Source organism: Acinetobacter nematophilus, assembly GCF_026344175.1.
Taxonomy (GTDB): Bacteria; Pseudomonadota; Gammaproteobacteria; order Pseudomonadales; family Moraxellaceae; genus Acinetobacter; species Acinetobacter nematophilus.
In genome coordinates this window covers 397,775-414,026 of record NZ_JAPKMY010000001.1, presented here as the reverse complement: position 1 = coordinate 414,026, position 16,252 = coordinate 397,775, and the positions used below count along the sequence as shown (strand labels likewise).

At 39.5% G+C, this 16,252-nt stretch carries 13 protein-coding genes and 4 tRNA genes; 6 read left to right on the top strand and 11 right to left on the bottom strand.

All coding sequences use genetic code 11. The features are described 5' to 3' along the window. Positions 1-9 precede the first annotated feature (9 nt). The 5 genes from OSH00_RS01920 (at position 10) to OSH00_RS01900 (ending at position 8,320) form a co-directional block, all read left to right on the top strand. Positions 10-972, top strand: coding sequence for a hypothetical protein (locus OSH00_RS01920; protein WP_266129007.1), 963 nt, complete (start codon positions 10-12; stop codon positions 970-972). A gap of 9 nt (positions 973-981) precedes the next feature. Further along, entirely contained in the window at positions 982-2,679 is a 1,698-nt protein-coding gene (locus OSH00_RS01915; RefSeq protein ID WP_266129006.1) for a hypothetical protein, read from the top strand. A 10-nt stretch (positions 2,680-2,689) separates the two neighbouring features. Continuing rightward, positions 2,690-3,508, top strand: a complete 819-nt coding sequence (locus OSH00_RS01910) for a phage BR0599 family protein (protein ID WP_266129005.1) — start codon at positions 2,690-2,692, stop codon at positions 3,506-3,508. 11 nt (positions 3,509-3,519) lie between these two features. Beyond that, the gene (locus OSH00_RS01905) at positions 3,520-7,266 is read left to right on the top strand and encodes a hypothetical protein (protein WP_266129004.1); all 3,747 of its coding nucleotides are present in this window, start codon (positions 3,520-3,522) and stop codon (positions 7,264-7,266) included. 283 nt (positions 7,267-7,549) lie between these two features. Continuing rightward, a complete protein-coding gene (locus OSH00_RS01900) occupies positions 7,550-8,320 on the top strand; it encodes a DNA adenine methylase (RefSeq protein ID WP_199981589.1) in 771 nt (256 codons plus the stop codon). A 243-nt stretch (positions 8,321-8,563) separates the two neighbouring features. Here the strand turns inward: OSH00_RS01900 and panD are convergent, their stop codons facing one another. The 11 genes from panD to OSH00_RS01845 form a co-directional block, all read right to left on the bottom strand. Next, positions 8,564-8,944 carry an aspartate 1-decarboxylase gene (panD, locus tag OSH00_RS01895; RefSeq protein ID WP_004722504.1) on the bottom strand — a complete coding sequence of 127 codons (381 nt, stop codon included), beginning with the start codon at positions 8,942-8,944 and terminating at the stop codon, positions 8,564-8,566. A 155-nt stretch (positions 8,945-9,099) separates the two neighbouring features. Continuing rightward, entirely contained in the window at positions 9,100-9,678 is a 579-nt protein-coding gene (gene pth / locus OSH00_RS01890) for an aminoacyl-tRNA hydrolase (RefSeq protein WP_196076092.1), read from the bottom strand. 20 nt (positions 9,679-9,698) lie between these two features. Next, positions 9,699-9,995, bottom strand: coding sequence for a 50S ribosomal protein L25 (rplY, locus tag OSH00_RS01885; protein ID WP_151812193.1), 297 nt, complete (start codon positions 9,993-9,995; stop codon positions 9,699-9,701). Positions 9,996-10,092: 97 nt separating this feature from the next. Further along, a complete protein-coding gene (locus tag OSH00_RS01880) occupies positions 10,093-11,046 on the bottom strand; it encodes a ribose-phosphate pyrophosphokinase (RefSeq protein WP_004828271.1) in 954 nt (317 codons plus the stop codon). A 36-nt stretch (positions 11,047-11,082) separates the two neighbouring features. Then, a tRNA-Gln gene (locus OSH00_RS01875) sits at positions 11,083-11,157 on the bottom strand. Between the two features lie 90 nt (positions 11,158-11,247). After that, positions 11,248-11,322: transfer RNA gene (locus tag OSH00_RS01870), tRNA-Gln, on the bottom strand. A 19-nt stretch (positions 11,323-11,341) separates the two neighbouring features. Continuing rightward, positions 11,342-11,416, bottom strand: a tRNA-Gln gene (locus OSH00_RS01865). A 31-nt stretch (positions 11,417-11,447) separates the two neighbouring features. Next, positions 11,448-11,522: transfer RNA gene (locus tag OSH00_RS01860), tRNA-Gln, on the bottom strand. A gap of 4 nt (positions 11,523-11,526) precedes the next feature. After that, complete coding sequence (ispE, locus tag OSH00_RS01855; protein ID WP_266129003.1) at positions 11,527-12,354, bottom strand: 4-(cytidine 5'-diphospho)-2-C-methyl-D-erythritol kinase; 828 nt, start codon at positions 12,352-12,354, stop codon at positions 11,527-11,529. A 25-nt stretch (positions 12,355-12,379) separates the two neighbouring features. Further along, complete coding sequence (gene lolB / locus OSH00_RS01850; RefSeq protein WP_266129002.1) at positions 12,380-12,979, bottom strand: lipoprotein insertase outer membrane protein LolB; 600 nt, start codon at positions 12,977-12,979, stop codon at positions 12,380-12,382. Between the two features lie 8 nt (positions 12,980-12,987). Beyond that, complete coding sequence (locus OSH00_RS01845) at positions 12,988-14,700, bottom strand: tetratricopeptide repeat protein (RefSeq protein WP_266129001.1); 1,713 nt, start codon at positions 14,698-14,700, stop codon at positions 12,988-12,990. A gap of 77 nt (positions 14,701-14,777) precedes the next feature. Between OSH00_RS01845 and hemA the strand changes: the two genes are divergently transcribed. Beyond that, the gene (hemA, locus tag OSH00_RS01840) at positions 14,778-16,064 is read left to right on the top strand and encodes a glutamyl-tRNA reductase (RefSeq protein ID WP_266129000.1); all 1,287 of its coding nucleotides are present in this window, start codon (positions 14,778-14,780) and stop codon (positions 16,062-16,064) included. The last annotated feature ends 188 nt before the right edge of the window (positions 16,065-16,252 follow it).

Sequence of the window (16,252 nt, the reverse complement as noted above, 5' to 3'; positions counted from 1 at the left end):
GCATAAAAAATGGCGTATTACAGTGGGCAAGCTTCAAGTTATCAAGAACTGCGAAACGTTTTAGCAAATGCATGTGTTGCCGCTGGGTGGACATGGTCAGATGGGATTTTAAGTAAAAATGCTGCTTACATTAAATTGACTGCAACTGATGCTCTAGGTTGGGGGCATGGATTACAAATTTGGGGTGGTACTGGGAAAAGTGGTAGTGATCTTGTAAATCCATGTCCTTCTGCACATCGTATTGGAGCACTTGGTCATGATCCAACTATGATTCCTCATGTAAGTTTTCCATGTGATTATTTTATTTTTGCATTTGATCAACCCGTTGATGAAATTTACCTCATTATTAAGTATGCAATTGACCGATATATGTTTCTTAGCTTTGGCTTATCTTCACTCAATGTGGGATTTTGGTTATGTGCGACTGTATCTAATGCATATAACACGAATTGGTGGAATGCTTCTGAAATGTTTCGATCGTTCACAATTCAATCAGATGGCACTTATGGCAATCAACATACTGATGGTACATCAACTGTTGCAACGGGCTTTTTATGGCAAACCAGATCATATAATAATAATGGTTCAGCTTGTACTTCAGCATATTTAACTTTAAATCAGTCATGGATTACATCCATAGGAAATGATTGGGGAACTAATAAAATTAGTGCAATTAGTTCTGTAGCACCACTAATTGCAAATCAACCTTCTCTCTGGTCAGCGAATTCTGCACTCATTCCTATCCAACTGAATGTTGAATTTCCTCAAGCCAAAAGAGTGCTCATCTCAGAAATTCAAAATGCACGTTATCTTAGAATAGATAACTATGAACCCGAACAGATCATCACTTTGGGCAATGACAAATGGAAAGTTTTTCCATTTCATAAAAAGAACCTAGCACAAAGAAATGGTGGTGAACCCATTGATCACTCAGGAACATTTGGGTGGGCAATACGATATGAAGAACCATAGGAGTACACTATGGCGAGTAAATTGTATTGGATTCCGCTAAGCCCTCTTAATCATGACTACCTGAATAATTTCACAAATGAGCTTGAAAAATTTACAGGTGAACAGTGGTGGTCACCTTTTGATAATGATTCAAACTTATTGATTTATACACAAGTAAAATCAAATTTACCTGTTGAAGCTCATCCTCACGCAATCCAATACACCCAATCAATCAGCTACTTTGGTGATTATTACAATCGTATTCATATAGCTCCTTCTGTACTAGAACTGGGCAATGTAGCATCTGAACAAGTCAGTCGAGTTGATGTTTGGAACGCATACTTAGAACCTAAAACTTTGCAAAGCATTGGTGGTTTACAAGAGGGATTAAATGTATATGGGCAAGATAATCCACCATTAGGATTTAAAGCGCTTCAGGAACGTTCTTGGAATGTCAGTGTGCTGCCCGATGGTCCGTCTGTAATTGATGCTAATGTGATATGGCAATTTGGATCAGATCAAGCTGTATTACACATTACAGGTACAAGGATTGTCGCATTTAGTTGGTTGGTCGATTGGTCAAAACCTGTCAGGGAATCGCTTCAATGGCTCACTGATATTTTGCAAAGTCAAACAGGATATGAACAACGTCGTAGCTTACGTTTAACACCACGTATCAGCTATGAAGTTGAACTTTTGATCTATGATACTGAGCGTCAGTATTTTGAATTAGCCATGATTGGTTGGGGAACAAAAACATTTGCACTGCCGATCTGGAATCAACAGCAATGGCTTAAGACTGCTCACAGCATCGGTGGATTGATTGTTTATTGTGATACAACCCACCGTAATTTTAGAGCCAATCGCCTCGCCATTTTACGTGGTCAAAATGCTTTTGATAATGAAACCATTGAAATTGAATCTGTTCTTGCTGATCGTTTAATTCTGAAACGTCCGCTTCAGAAAAGTTGGGCTAAAGGCACTTGCTTGTCACCAGCTGTGACCGCTCAAATGACCAGTCAACCGAACCTGATTAAACGTACTGATCGAATGATGCGTACATCGGTTGCATTTACCGTCACTGAAGCAGTGGATCACTCAAAAGCATTACCAACGACGATTTATAGAAACTATCCAGTTTTAGAAGAAAAGCCCAATGAGCAAAATGACCTCACCCATTCTTATGAAAGGCTACTCGCTCAACTCGATAATAAAACTAGTTTTTCGCTTCAAAAAGACTTAGCCCAAGCAGCATTTAGTCTGTATCAATATGACTGGATGACTTATGGACGGGTTCAACAAGCCAATTTACGTGCATTATTTTATGCGCTGCGAGGCAGTCAAAAAGCGATTTGGCTACCGACTTTTAGCAATGATTTAACAGTGAAAGCTGTGATTACTGCAAGTTCACAAACTTTTGATATTCAGTGGTGTGGCTATACACGTTTTGCCCAAAAACAATTAGGTCGACAAGACATTCAAATCACACTGAGAAATAAAACTGTTCTCTATCGTCGGATTACTTCAGCAACTGAAGTGAATAGTACAACTGAACGTTTGGGGGTTGATCAAGCGTTTACCAATCAAATCAATGTCAAAGACATTCTCAATATTAGTTTTATCAGTTTGTGTCGATTATCTAATGACACTTTAACCTTTGAACATATCAACGATAGCGATGGTATTGCCAAAGCTTCAGTCACTTGGCGTGGAGTGCGCGAGACATGAGGAATAAACCATGAGCTATTCAGAATTTGAAACATCATTGCAAAATGGACAACCCATTCGTCTGTATCAATTTCAACGTGGTCCAATGAAATGGGGCTACACCTCAGCTAATCAAAACATTACCCATCAAAGCATTGTTTTTCGGAGCATTGAAGGTGGAATTAAAGATGATGGCATTCGTCAAACTGAAAATACAGCTTCAGATATGTTGACCTTAACCGTGCCTCAATCCTTAGATGTGGCTCAAATGTACCGAGTCGTTGCACCAGGACAAACTGTGCATGTCACCGTGTTTGATTTGCATTATGGTGACACTGGTTTTTTGGTGTCATGGATGGGCTTTATCGTGGGTGTAAGCTTTAAAGATCAAATTTCAGCTTCCATTCAATGTAAAAACTTGTCTGCATCACTTGAACGTACAGGTTTACGTAAAGCTTGGGGACGCTTGTGTCAGCATCAACTTTATTCAGATGCTTGCCTTGTTCAAAGAAACTCATTTAAAGCGGTTGGCTCGGTGGATCGACTCGATGGTGTAAGTGTTGGTTTTGCTCCAGCCTCAGCAAAAGAAAACGGCTACTACACTGGCGGATATATTGAATGGACTTCTCTGTATGGTTTAGAGCAACGAGGCATAGAAGCTCATTCAGGTGATTTATTGAATATTTATGGTGGAACTTCTGGTTTGTCAATTGGTCAAGAAATCACGATATATGCTGGCTGTGATCGGCTCTTCACAACGTGTAAATCAAAATTCAATAACACAATCAATTATGGCGGTTCACCACATATGCCTGGTAAATCTCCTTTCGATGGCACGCCTGTGTTTTAAAGGAGTAGATCATGTGGATTCAAGTTGCTTTATTTGTTGCATCACTTTTAATCAGCTCATTATTACAACCAAAACAAAAAGGACAAAAGCCTGCTGCGTTTGAGGATTTTGACTTTCCAACCGCTGAAGATGGCACACCACAAATCGTGGTTTTTGGTGATGTTTGGCTGACAGACTGGACGGTCATAGGCGTTGGGAATTACCGCAGTAAAAAAATTAAAGTCAAACAAAAAGGACTTTTGGGTTCAAAAGAAGTTGATGCTGGTTATAAATATTTTATGGGCATCCATTTTGGTTTAAGCAATGCCATTGACGATATTGTTGAAATTAAAGTCGCAGATAAATCTATTTGGAAAGGTACATTAAGTACTGCAAATTTAAATGTCTTGAATATTGATCAGCCGCAAATTTTTGGTGGTGATGAGTCTGAAGGCGGTATTGTAGGCACATTATGGGTGATGCGTGGTGCTTCAGATCAGCAGCCATTGCCTCAATTGCAAAAAATGCTAGGGAATGATGTTCCAGCCTATCGAGGTGTCGCAACCGCATTTTTTGACGGTCAAATTTGTTCAAACTCGCCTTATCCAAAAGCTTGGTCATTACGTGTACGTCGAACTAATGCTGGTTGGGATGGCTCTATTTGGTATCCTGAAAAGTTGGTGATTTGGTTAAAAGACAATTCAATCAAAGCCATGAATGCAGCCCATATCATCTATGAAGCACAAACAAATAGGACATGGGGGCGTGGATTTTCAGAAAGCCAACTTGATTTGGTTAGTTTTAAATCCGTTGCAGATCAGCTTTATTCTGAAGGCTTTGGGATTTGTTTGGCTTGGCGTCGACAAGAAAGCCTTCAGGAATTTATTCAGCAAATTATTGATCAAATCGGTGCAGCATTCTATGTAGATCGAACAACTGGACTCTGGAAGCTGATTTTAATCCGTGACAACTATGACGCATCGACATTACCCAGCTATGATTATTCAACAGGCTTATTGCGTGTCGAAAATGATGACAACTCTGCCAATGATCTTGTCACCAATCAAACCATTGTCACTTATCGAGATCCAATTTCAAATGAAGATAAGCCTGCACGTGCTGAAAACTTGGCAGCCATACAAAAAAATGGTGTCATTTTAGAAAATAAAACCTATGTGGGTATTCCAACTGTTGAGATTGCTGGACGAATTGCTGCACGTGATATGAAAATCGCACACAGTGCATTAAAGCGTTTCAAAGTGGTTTTAGACCGACGTGCCTATGCGCTTCAGCCAGCTGCTGTCTTTAAATTATCTCTGCCTGAACGTGGCATTGAATCTATGGTTTTTCGTGCGATTCGAGTAGAACATAATGATTTAACCAATGGCGAAATTACCGTGACGGCACTTCAAGATGTATTTGGCTTGCCTGCAACCAATTACCTCAAAGAACAACCATCGCTTTGGCAGCCACCAAGCTATGCAGCTAAACCTGTCATTGATCAAATTGCTTATGAAGTGACCTATACAGATTTATTAAATTCTTTTTCAGCTTTGGATTTAGCGACATATCCAGACAACTGCTATGTAGGCGTAATTGCGTTACAACCCTCAAATTTACAACTTGATTATCAAATTTGGGCGAAAAAAACCACTGAAGCTGAAACGTATTACCAAAACTTGGGCAATTGTGACTTTAACTATGTTTCATCGACAATTGAGGTGATACAACAATCTGCAACTACCAGTATATGTGTCTTAGCTGATCCAATCGATCAAGATGTTGAAATTGGTACACGTGCATTGCTTGGCAATGAGATTGTTAGGATTCAATCGATCAATATTACAAATAACTCGATTGTCGTTGGACGTGGCTATATCGATACTGTACCAATGCTTCATCCAGTCGGCACTAAATTTGCGGTTTACAACAGTGGACGTAATGTTGCTGATCAAGCTTTCAAAGCGTTACAAGCAATTGATTTAAAACTTCTCACTCGAACCAGTCAGCAACAACTAACACTTGCTCAAGCAACTAAAACAACGTTTATTACTCAAAATCGTAAACAACGTCCTTATGCACCAGCGAATGTAAAACTGAATGACCAGTATTTTCCTGAGCAAATTCAAAATAATTTAAATTTGAAATGGTCGCATCGAAACCGTCTAAATCAGACTGAACAGATGAACTGGACTGAGTTTAGTCAAAGCCCTGAAAATGGCACTGTCTATAATTTAAAAATTTCAGATAGGAGCAATACTGTTTTTGTTGATGAACAAACACCAGGAACAAGTTTCGATTGGAATATTCCAAAACGCTTCGACGGTGAAATGACCACAGTACTAAATATCACAATGAATGGTCCTGAGAATAGTCAAACATTTACCGATACTTCACCCAACAATTTTCCGATTCTCAATGATGGTGGTGTACTGATTAAAAGCAGTACTGAAGCCCAAGGCGGTTCACATGCCAGCTTTGGTGTCGGTGTATTAAAAACTACTGCTGAGTATCCAAAACTCGATATTTACAAACAAGATCATTGCATTGAATTTCGAGTCAAAACAGCACCAGCAACCCATTTAATTGAACACGTTGATAACTTGCTGATTCGTATTCGCCATGAAAGACAAGTGATTGAAAATATCGGCATTGATTATAATATTTTATTGTATATCAAAAAAAATATGATTGGCGTTGATGTAAACGGAAAGCTTGTCACCAATGGTGGCGCTGGTGAGACTGCAAAAACTGTGAGTTATACAGCGAACAATCTTGATCCTGATACTTATTATGATATTGCGATTCAATCTATCAGCATTGGTACTGAGATTATTGGTGGTACAGAAATCACCAAAGCTCAAATCACGATATTTTTGAATGGTGAAGCAGTCAGTACAGATGTAATTAATCTTCTATCTTGGGATTATCCTTGTAGTTTGGTGATCCAATCCGATGTAGATCGCCCAGCTTCTGGTGCTGTTGTCATGAATGGCTTTCGAATCACCAAAAAACTGGGTGGACGTTACAATGGTAATTACACACCTCAACCATTTATTACAGGTACTAGTGATCCGCTTTGGAACGATGTTGTTCTGTATATTCCAATGACAGGTATAAGTGGGAATGTTTTTACAGATGTCTCAAATGCTCCAGTTAGCTTGAATGCAACAGATGCCGTCATGACCCGATCAGATACCGCAGCGCATGGTGGATCGGCTGCACATTTTTATTATCCAATATTGGTTGTCGCACCACAGCCTGTTTTAAATTTAAGAGATAAAAGCTTTACCATTGAAGGTCGTATCAATGGTTATGGTGAAATCTTTAGATTGTCAGATTCAATGGCACTCTCAATCAATCAATATACATTGGTTTTACATAACGAATTTGAATCAACACCACTTGAAGAGCGTCAATCTGTTTCTGTTTTTCATGGCTATGGCACGATTGCTGGAGAACCATTCCCTAAATATATCAATTTTAAAATCATGAGAGATGGTGCTTCAGGGAACACAATGCTGTGGATCGATGATATTGAAGCGTCAGGACAATTTAATCCAGCGCAAACAGATTCTGCAACACTGTTACTCGGTATGTTCAGCCGAGATTTTCAGACACTTCAGAATAGCTATTTTAATGGCTTTAAAATTGAAACTGTGGGTGAGGATGCTGTGGTTGTTCCAAATGTGAACAATCCAATCAAGATTGAATTGAGTGCTCAAAGAGATGGTTTAGACAGCTACCAAACATTCTCAACTGAAATGACAGTGATTTAGGTTTTTAAATTAGTTTAAAAGATCAACTGACGAGGTTGATTGTATTCTCATGATTCATTGTTGTTTTAACTCATATTGAATTAAATCAATTCTCTTACAAAGGAGATGAGTCATGAAGTAAGTCATTCATTAAAAATTTATCTATCTAATACTGGGAGCTACTCATTGCGCTAACAATGAATAGCTCTCATGACAGGTCTAGTGTCATAAGCAAGCCCAGCAATCGTGATCACGATAGCTTGAGCATACAAAAATGAAAAGCTTTTGCACAAGGTGAAATTGTATGAAAACTAACCCGATCATTCCTTGGATGGGTGGTAAGCGTAAACTTGCGTCGCACTTGATTCCAAAATTTCCGAAACACTCATGCTATGTTGAGTTGTTCTGTGGTGGTGCGGCACTTTACTTTCTAAAGCCTGAACAGGCAAAGGTTGAAGTGATTAATGATATGGATGGAGAACTTATCAATCTATATCGTGTTGTTCAGAATCATCTTGAAGAATTCATTAAACAGTTTAAATGGGCTTTAACAAGCCGCACTTTATTCAAATGGCTAAAAGAAGCTTATTGTCCTGGTCTCACTGATATACAACGAGCGGCACGTTTTTATTATCTTCAACAACATGCTTTTGGTGCTAAACGTGTAGGTCAAAACTTTGGCTATGCACCATCTGGTCGCCCAATCAATCTATGTCGCATAGAAGAGAATTTGTCTGAAGCACATATTCGATTGGCTGGTACTTATGTAGAACAATCATCATGGCAAGAATGTTTTAAACGTTATGATCGTGAATACACCTTTTTCTATGCTGATCCACCATATTTCGATACTTTTGGATATGGCATAGATTTTGGGTTTGATCAGTATGAAGCTTTGGCTGAAGCTATGCGTACAGCTAAAGGTAAAGTGATGGTCTCACTGAATGATCATATTGAAATGAGAAAAGTCTTTGAGGGTTTACGTATTGAACCTTTGAACATTAAATACTCGTTAACATCTAAAGTCAGTGCAAAAAGCAAAGTTTCTAAAGAAATTATTATTTGTAATTTTTGAAAAATAATTGCATATATTGAAACGAAAAGCCGAGCTAATTATCTCAAAAAAAATGTGAAATTATCTCGGCGCGCATCATGGGAATGCGATCCTTGCATCTCTAAAAGGAGAGCAACTACAAGATTTGGACTGTGAAAATAAACAACGTTGGCGAGATGGATTGCGTTCTACCAACAAAGCGTTATAAGCAGATTAGGCAATAAAAAACCCGCATGATTGCGGGTTTTAAATTTTTATTGTTGCTTAAGCAACTTGAACAGGAATACAGTTTGCTGTGTGATTCACTGTATTATCTGGATTTGCATAAACAAGCCGTGGTTTGTGCGCATCTGCTTCAGCATTCGTAAAGTCACCAAAGGTTGCAATGATCATTAAATCACCCACATCCGCTTGAAGCGCGGCACCCCCATTGACCGAAATAATGCCTGAGCCTTCTTCGCCACGAATCGCATAAGTTGTAAAACGTTTACCATTGGTCACGTTCCACATATGAATTTCTTCATATTCACGAATACCCGCCAAATCCAATAAAATACCGTCGATTGCACAAGAGCCTTCATAATGTAATTCTGCTTGTGTTACAACACAACGATGGATTTTTGCTTTTAATAAACGAGATAGCATGATGCGCGTCTCCAGAGTTGCCCTTACGATTGTTATCTTGCGGTGAATCAACAATTTTCAATAGGGGGGGATACATTTGAAAGCGCATTTTGCTCTTAAAAATGAATCATGGCAAGAAAAATTGTTGAACAAGAAAGATAAAATTTAGCGTCAAATTAAGGTTTATAGGCGTTGATTTGATTCATTGCTTGTTGAATCTCACCATTGACCAGTAATTTAGTTCTGCCTAAAGCATGATGTATTGCATCGTCCATCAGTGTCTGTTCACTACTTGGCGCTTTACCAAGAACATGTCCTGAAACTTTTTCTTTAGCACCAGGATGGCCAATACCAATACGCAGACGATGAAAATTAGAACCGATATGCGGGACAATGTCACGTAGACCATTGTGTCCACCATGTCCACCACCCGTTTTTAAACGAATGACACCTGGATCCATATCCAGCTCGTCATGGGCGATCAGAATTTCTTCTGGCTTGATTTGATAGAATTTTGCGAAAGGAACAACACTTTGACCAGAAAGGTTCATATATGTTGTTGGTAGTAGCAGACGAACATCTTGTCCTTCTATATTGCCACGACCACTGATTCCTTTGTACTTTGAATCAGTTTTTAAAGTAATGCCATATTGGTCTGCAAGGCGTTCAACGAACCAAAAGCCTGCATTATGGCGGGTTTGGGCATATTCAGAACCTGGATTACCCAAACCAACAATCAGTGAAAGTTTACTCACTCATTTGCACCATTGAACACTTATGCGCGTTTGAAGTCAGCGTGCATAGGCGTGTTTTTAGATGGGTGACGCTGTAACGCTTGGATTTTAACGCTTTCAACTTTACCATCAATGTTGATTTCAACAACTTCTTCAAAGAAAGCATTGCTTTCTAAAGCTTTAACAAGCTCACGAAGTTCTAAAGTTACTGCTACAGGTTCAGCAGCGCCACCGTAGATGATCGCTGGAACTTTATTTTGAAGACGAAGGCGGCGGCTCGAACCTTTCCCTTGAACTGCTTCTTCACGTGCTACTGCATTTAATACGAAGTTTGCCATGATGACATTTCCTCATTGAGTTTAATTGACTGAACTTTCGACCAGTCCAGTGATAGAAAGCCCCACCTAGAGGCAGGGCTTTGAAAATTTTGCGCTATTATAGATAAGAATCAAACATTGCGCTAATAGATTCTTCGTTGTTAATACGACGAATTGTTTCAGCAACCATGCTGGCCACTGAAACTTGGCGAATCTTACCAAGTTTTAAAGCTTCTTCCGAAAGTGGAATTGTGTCGGTGACAACCAATTCATCGATCACGGATTTGCTTAAATTTTCAAGTGCTTTACCAGAAAGTACAGGGTGTGTTGCATAAGCAACCACTTTACGCGCACCAAAAGTTTTTAATGCATCGGCAGCTTTACACAAAGTACCCGCTGTATCGACCATGTCATCCACGATCACACAGTCACGATCACGTACATCACCAATCAAATGCATCACTTGTGATTCATTGGCTTTTTGACGACGTTTATCAATGATTGCTAGGTCGATATCACCCATTTGTTTTGCAACAGCACGTGCACGAACAACACCGCCAACGTCAGGTGAAACCACCATTAGGTTGTGATGCTGTTGTTGACGCAAGTCAGCAAGCAATGCCGGTGTACCGTAGATGTTATCTACAGGGATATCAAAGAAGCCTTGGATTTGGTCAGCATGTAAGTCGATCATGACAACGCGGTCAATTCCAACAGTTGTCAGCATATCTGCAACAACTTTTGCTGTAATTGGAACACGTGTTGAACGTGGGCGACGGTCTTGACGAGCATAACCAAAGTAAGGAATTACAGCGGTAATACGACCAGCACTTGCACGACGCAGAGCATCAGCCATGACTAAGATTTCCATCAGGTTATCATTGGTCGGGGCACAAGTGGGTTGTACGATAAATACGTCTTTACCACGCACATTTTCAGTAATTTCGACAGTGATTTCACCATCAGAAAATTTACCTACAGCAGCAGCTCCAAGAGGAATGTGCAAGTGGCTAACGACTTTTTGGGCGAATTGTGGATGCGCAGTTCCACTAAAAACGACAAGATTGGGCATGAAGCACCCTTGGCGGTTGGCAGATTTGAAATTAGATGGCAGGGGCGGCTGGATTCGAACCAACGGATGCCGAGATCAAAACCCGGTGCCTTACCACTTGGCGACGCCCCTAATGCGGCAGAATTTTAGTGTTTTTGCATGTTTCTGTCAAGGTAAATCAACATTAAATGCAAATACCATGTTCTGTCTTTTTTGAGAAAATGGCAGGGGCGGCTGGATTCGAACCAACGGATGCCGAGATCAAAACCCGGTGCCTTACCACTTGGCGACGCCCCTAATTCGATGTTGTATTTAATGGCAGGGGCGGCTGGATTCGAACCAACGGATGCCGAGATCAAAACCCGGTGCCTTACCACTTGGCGACGCCCCTAAAATACAACGATCTATACAGATGAAAATGATGGCAGGGGCGGCTGGATTCGAACCAACGGATGCCGAGATCAAAACCCGGTGCCTTACCACTTGGCGACGCCCCTATCATTACACTTTAAAATGAGTGAGTGGTGATTCATTCAAACTGTTGACCAAAAAGGCTTTGCAGGGTGAATGATTTAAAATATCATCAATCTTCATTTGTTCAGTGACTTCAACAAAAACACAAGCACCTGTACCTGTAAGCTTTGCTGTACCGAACTGATCTAAATACTGCATGGCTTCATCAACTTCAGGATATAAACTTCTTGCCAATGGCTCAAAGCTATTTCTGAAATCAGATGGCTTTAGCTGATAGGCGCAAAATTTAGTAGGCTTCGTATCTCTTGTCAATGTTTTTTGTGAAAAAAGTCGTTGAGTGCTGATAAAACAGTCAGGTTTTAACACAATGTATTGTTTTTGATCTAAGTCTATGAATGTTAAGTGTTCACCAATCCCTTCTGCCCAGGCGTTACGACCATGCACAAAGATAGGAACATCTGCACCCAATTTAACGCCAAGCGCTGCCAACTGTTCAGTAGTTAACCCACACTGCCATAATTGGTTTAAGACGATCAATGTCGTTGCTGCATTTGATGAACCGCCACCTAAGCCAGCTCCCATGGGAATATTTTTTTCGATACGAATATTCAAACCACTTGAGTGTTTTGCATGAGGAAGTAACATGTGTGCTGCTCTGTAGATCAGATTTTGTTCCAGATCTACATGCTCCAATCCTTCAATCAAGATTTGATTAGAATCTGTTTGGCTGAATTCTAGCCAGTCATATAAATCAATGAGCTGAAAAATACTCTGCAACTCGTGATAACCGTTTTCACGGCGACCAGTAATATGCAAAAACAGGTTTAATTTTGCAGGTGAGGGAACACGAAGCATAGATTTGATTGCCTGATGTTGAGATTTAACGGTTTTGAATCACCATTGTAATACGATTTTCCTGACCTGATTCAAGTTGTTGCTTTAAAATCAGCTTGTTGGGTAAAGTCGCCTGATTATTATAACTAAAATCTACTGTCCAACCATCTTCAACAATTTGAGTAATACGTTGTGCTGAGTCATGTGCAACTTGTGCATTTTCAGTGGCAGGATAGCCCTGTACCCAGTCAACAATATGCGTGATGGGAGCGACCCAACCAGTGGCTTTTTCAAGAAGTTCTTCTGGGCTTTCAGCTGAAATCAACCCAGTCTTAGAACTGTTCAAAGTCACTTCACCTGATTTTCCTTCAATAATGGTTTTACCAATACCTAAGATACCATTGAGCTGAATATTGAAATCTTGTTGATTTTGTGACCATGTATAGAAAGCACTACCAGATTGTTTTGGGGTTTTTACCCCAATTTTTCCCTCTAAATTGAATTGATTTGATGGCTTTTGTGTTGAACCATCTGTAGGTACCTGGGTTGGTGTGGTTGGGGCAGGCTTAACTACTTGCTGACACCCACTAAAAGCAAGTGTTGCTGTTGCAGTAAGGGCAAAGATGATCTGCTGAATGTGACGCATATAGGCGATTAACTCTTTTTAATATGTTGCGGTAATATTAGTGAATCTAATTGATTTAATTGAGGATCATTTGGATGGTTTTGTTTGAGTTGTTGTAACACTTCATTAAATTGTGACAATGCACCTTGCATATACAAAGATTTTGCATAACGAATCCCAATATTAATACTATGACTCAAACTATAAGCCTTAGAGAGAATATTGGAGGCTGCATCAAAATCATTCTGTAAAAATGTAATATAGCCCAGAGTATCTAAAATAGATGCTTGATCAGGTGCATATTCTAGTGCATGTTCAGCATAGCGGCGCGCTTCGTCTAGACGTCGATTTTGTAGAGCCAAGGTATAGGCATAAGCATTTAGATAAGCTGGGTTATTGGGTTCTAAATTCAATAGCTGTTTAAGTGCTTTGTCCAGAATATCGCGATTTTCAAAAGGGTCTAGCAATAAAATTTCAGAGTATAAAATTTCGGGGTCGTCGGGCAGATTTTTGACAGCTTCATTAAGCAAACTTAAAGCTGCTTTTTTATTGCCCATACGTTTTAAAATTTCAGCTTGCGCTTGATATAAGAAACTTGCATGTTGCGGATAATTTACACGTTCCTGCGTTAAAAAGCGCAGAGCATCATTCATTTTATTTTGTCTTTCAAAAATCGAGACGAGATTACGACGTGAAACCGTATATAAATTTCCATCTACTAAACGATAATAGGCTTTTGCAGTTTCATCATTTTGCTTACGCTCAGCATTGACTGCTAAATAAAAATAAGCTTCGTTTTGATAACGGGAGGAATAACGTAATTCCACCAAATACTGTTCAGCTTGATCAAATTTTTTTAAATCAATTGCTGTTAAACCTGCAATAAACAAAGCTTCTTCAGCATCGGGCCATGTTTGAATAATGGTTTCTAATTTGTTAAGTGCCAGTTCAGATTGATGCGTTTTAATCAGATATTTAACTTCCGCCAATCGAATGTCATAGTTATATTTATTTTTACGACTGCTGCGATTGTACCATTTTAAGGTTTCTTCCTGATCCCCTAATGCCTCAAGCAGATTGGCTTTCATGAGAATAAAACCAGTCACTTTTGGACGTTTTTTCAATGCCTTATTTACTGTTTTAAGGGCTTGTTCAATCTCGTCACTTTGCGCTTCTAAACCTGCAATTAAGATTAACACTGAAGGGTTATTTTTTTCTTTGCTTGCCCGAAGTGTGCTGAGTAGATTTTGACGGTCAACTTCAGATTCAGGGGCAATTCCTTCTAGAATTTTTTCTAAATCAGCATTTGGATCGATGGTGAGAATACTGTCGAGCGTTTCAGCAGCCAGTTCATACTCATGTGATTTGAGGGCAATATGTGCCAAATAAAATTTAGCAGGAACATCTTCTGGTTCTTGTACAACCCAGTGTGTTGCAATATCTAATGCTGCTTTTAAATCATTTTGTTCAATTGCTACATTGAGCGCACGTTGTTTAATGGTGGTCGAATTACTGCGAATTGCCAATACCGTATAATTGTGTAAAGCAGTTGCTGTATCATGATATGCCAGTGAAAATTCAGCAATGATGCTTTGTTTTAATGCATTTGTATTATATTTTGCATGATAAAATTCTCCAGATGCTCTAATATGAGCACTAGAAGCCATGCTACCAACCAGTAAGAATGTGGTAGAATATTGCTTAATTGTCATGCCGCTTAAGCGGTTGTTTATTTGACGCAATTTTTCCGAATCCAAGTATGCTTTTTATGACACCGTTATTGCACAATAGCATAAATTTAGCGAAATGATGATCTGATATGTCTTTCTTTGCATTGGGTGTCAACCATCAAACTGCCTCTGTTGAGCTTCGTGAGCAGATTGCTTTTAATCCAGAACGATTAAAAGATTTGCTGACGCAGCAAAGCCACAGCCAAAATTTAAATGATATGGTGGTGGTCTCAACATGTAACCGCACTGAAGTCTACGCCATGGCTGAAAATGCCGATATGGTATTAAATTGGCTCGCCCAAACCAATGGTATTGATGTAAAGCAATTGTCAAATCATGTATATCGTTATGAAAATACAGATGCTGTTTCACATTTAATGCGTGTTGCTAGTGGCTTGGATTCTTTGATGTTGGGTGAACCTCAGATTTTGGGACAGGTCAAATCCGCATTATCAATTGCTAAAAATGCTGAAATCGTTTCACAGAATCTCAATCAGATTTTTGAATATGCCTTTTATGCAGCTAAACGTGTGCGCTCTGAAACGGCAGTCGGAAGTCATGCCGTATCGATGGGCTATGCAGTTGCACAGCTTGCTTTACAAGTATTTAGCAAGCCTGACAAACTGACGGTGATGGTGGTTGCCGCAGGTGAAATGAATAGCCTGGTGGCTAAACACTTGGCTGAAATGGGTGTGGCAAAAATTCTTATTTGCAATCGAAGCCGTGAACGTGCAGAAAAGCTAGCACAGGAAATTGCACATCGTGTTGAGGTGGAAATCATTCCTTTTGATGAACTTGCAACTCAACTTTATCGTGCTGATGTAATTTCAAGTTGTACTGGGAGCTTACATCAGGTAATTGCTTATACTGATGTAAAAGCGGCACTAAAAAAACGACGTTATCAACAAATGCTTATGGTCGATTTAGCTGTTCCCCGTGATATAGATCCGAAAGTTGAAAGTCTGGATGGTGTCTATCTTTATGGGGTGGATGATTTACAGAGTGTGATTGATGAAAATCTAGCTCAACGTCGGCAGGCTGCCGTTGAAGCTGAGGTAATGGTCAATCAACTGGTCACTCAATTGGTGACGCATCAGAAAGTCAAAGATGCGGGCAGTACTATTCAGCAATTCCGCGAGCATGGTGAAGAGCAGCGTCAAGCGGAACTTGTACATGCTTTGGAGCGTATTCAAGCAGGTGAAGATACTCAACATGTATTAGAAGATTTTGCCCACCGCCTGACCCAAAAATTATTACATCCTGCCTCTATTTTACTGCGTCAAGCGGCTCAGGATGAAGATCCATCTCATTTTGAATGGATGAAAGAAAATATTCAGGATATTTTTGAGCAAGAACGAAAACCCAAAACCAAATAGAAAAATTTCATTCAGTTGAATGTGGTGTTTTAGATGAATCAACATGACATATTTTATAATTGAATTATAAAAATATTAATTTTTCAATATTTTGTTATGCGTTCTGAAAAACAGACCTTCTCATAGCTTTCCTTTCGAATAGTTTTGACATTCAACAATACAACCCACAGAAGCTGTTAAGCGATATG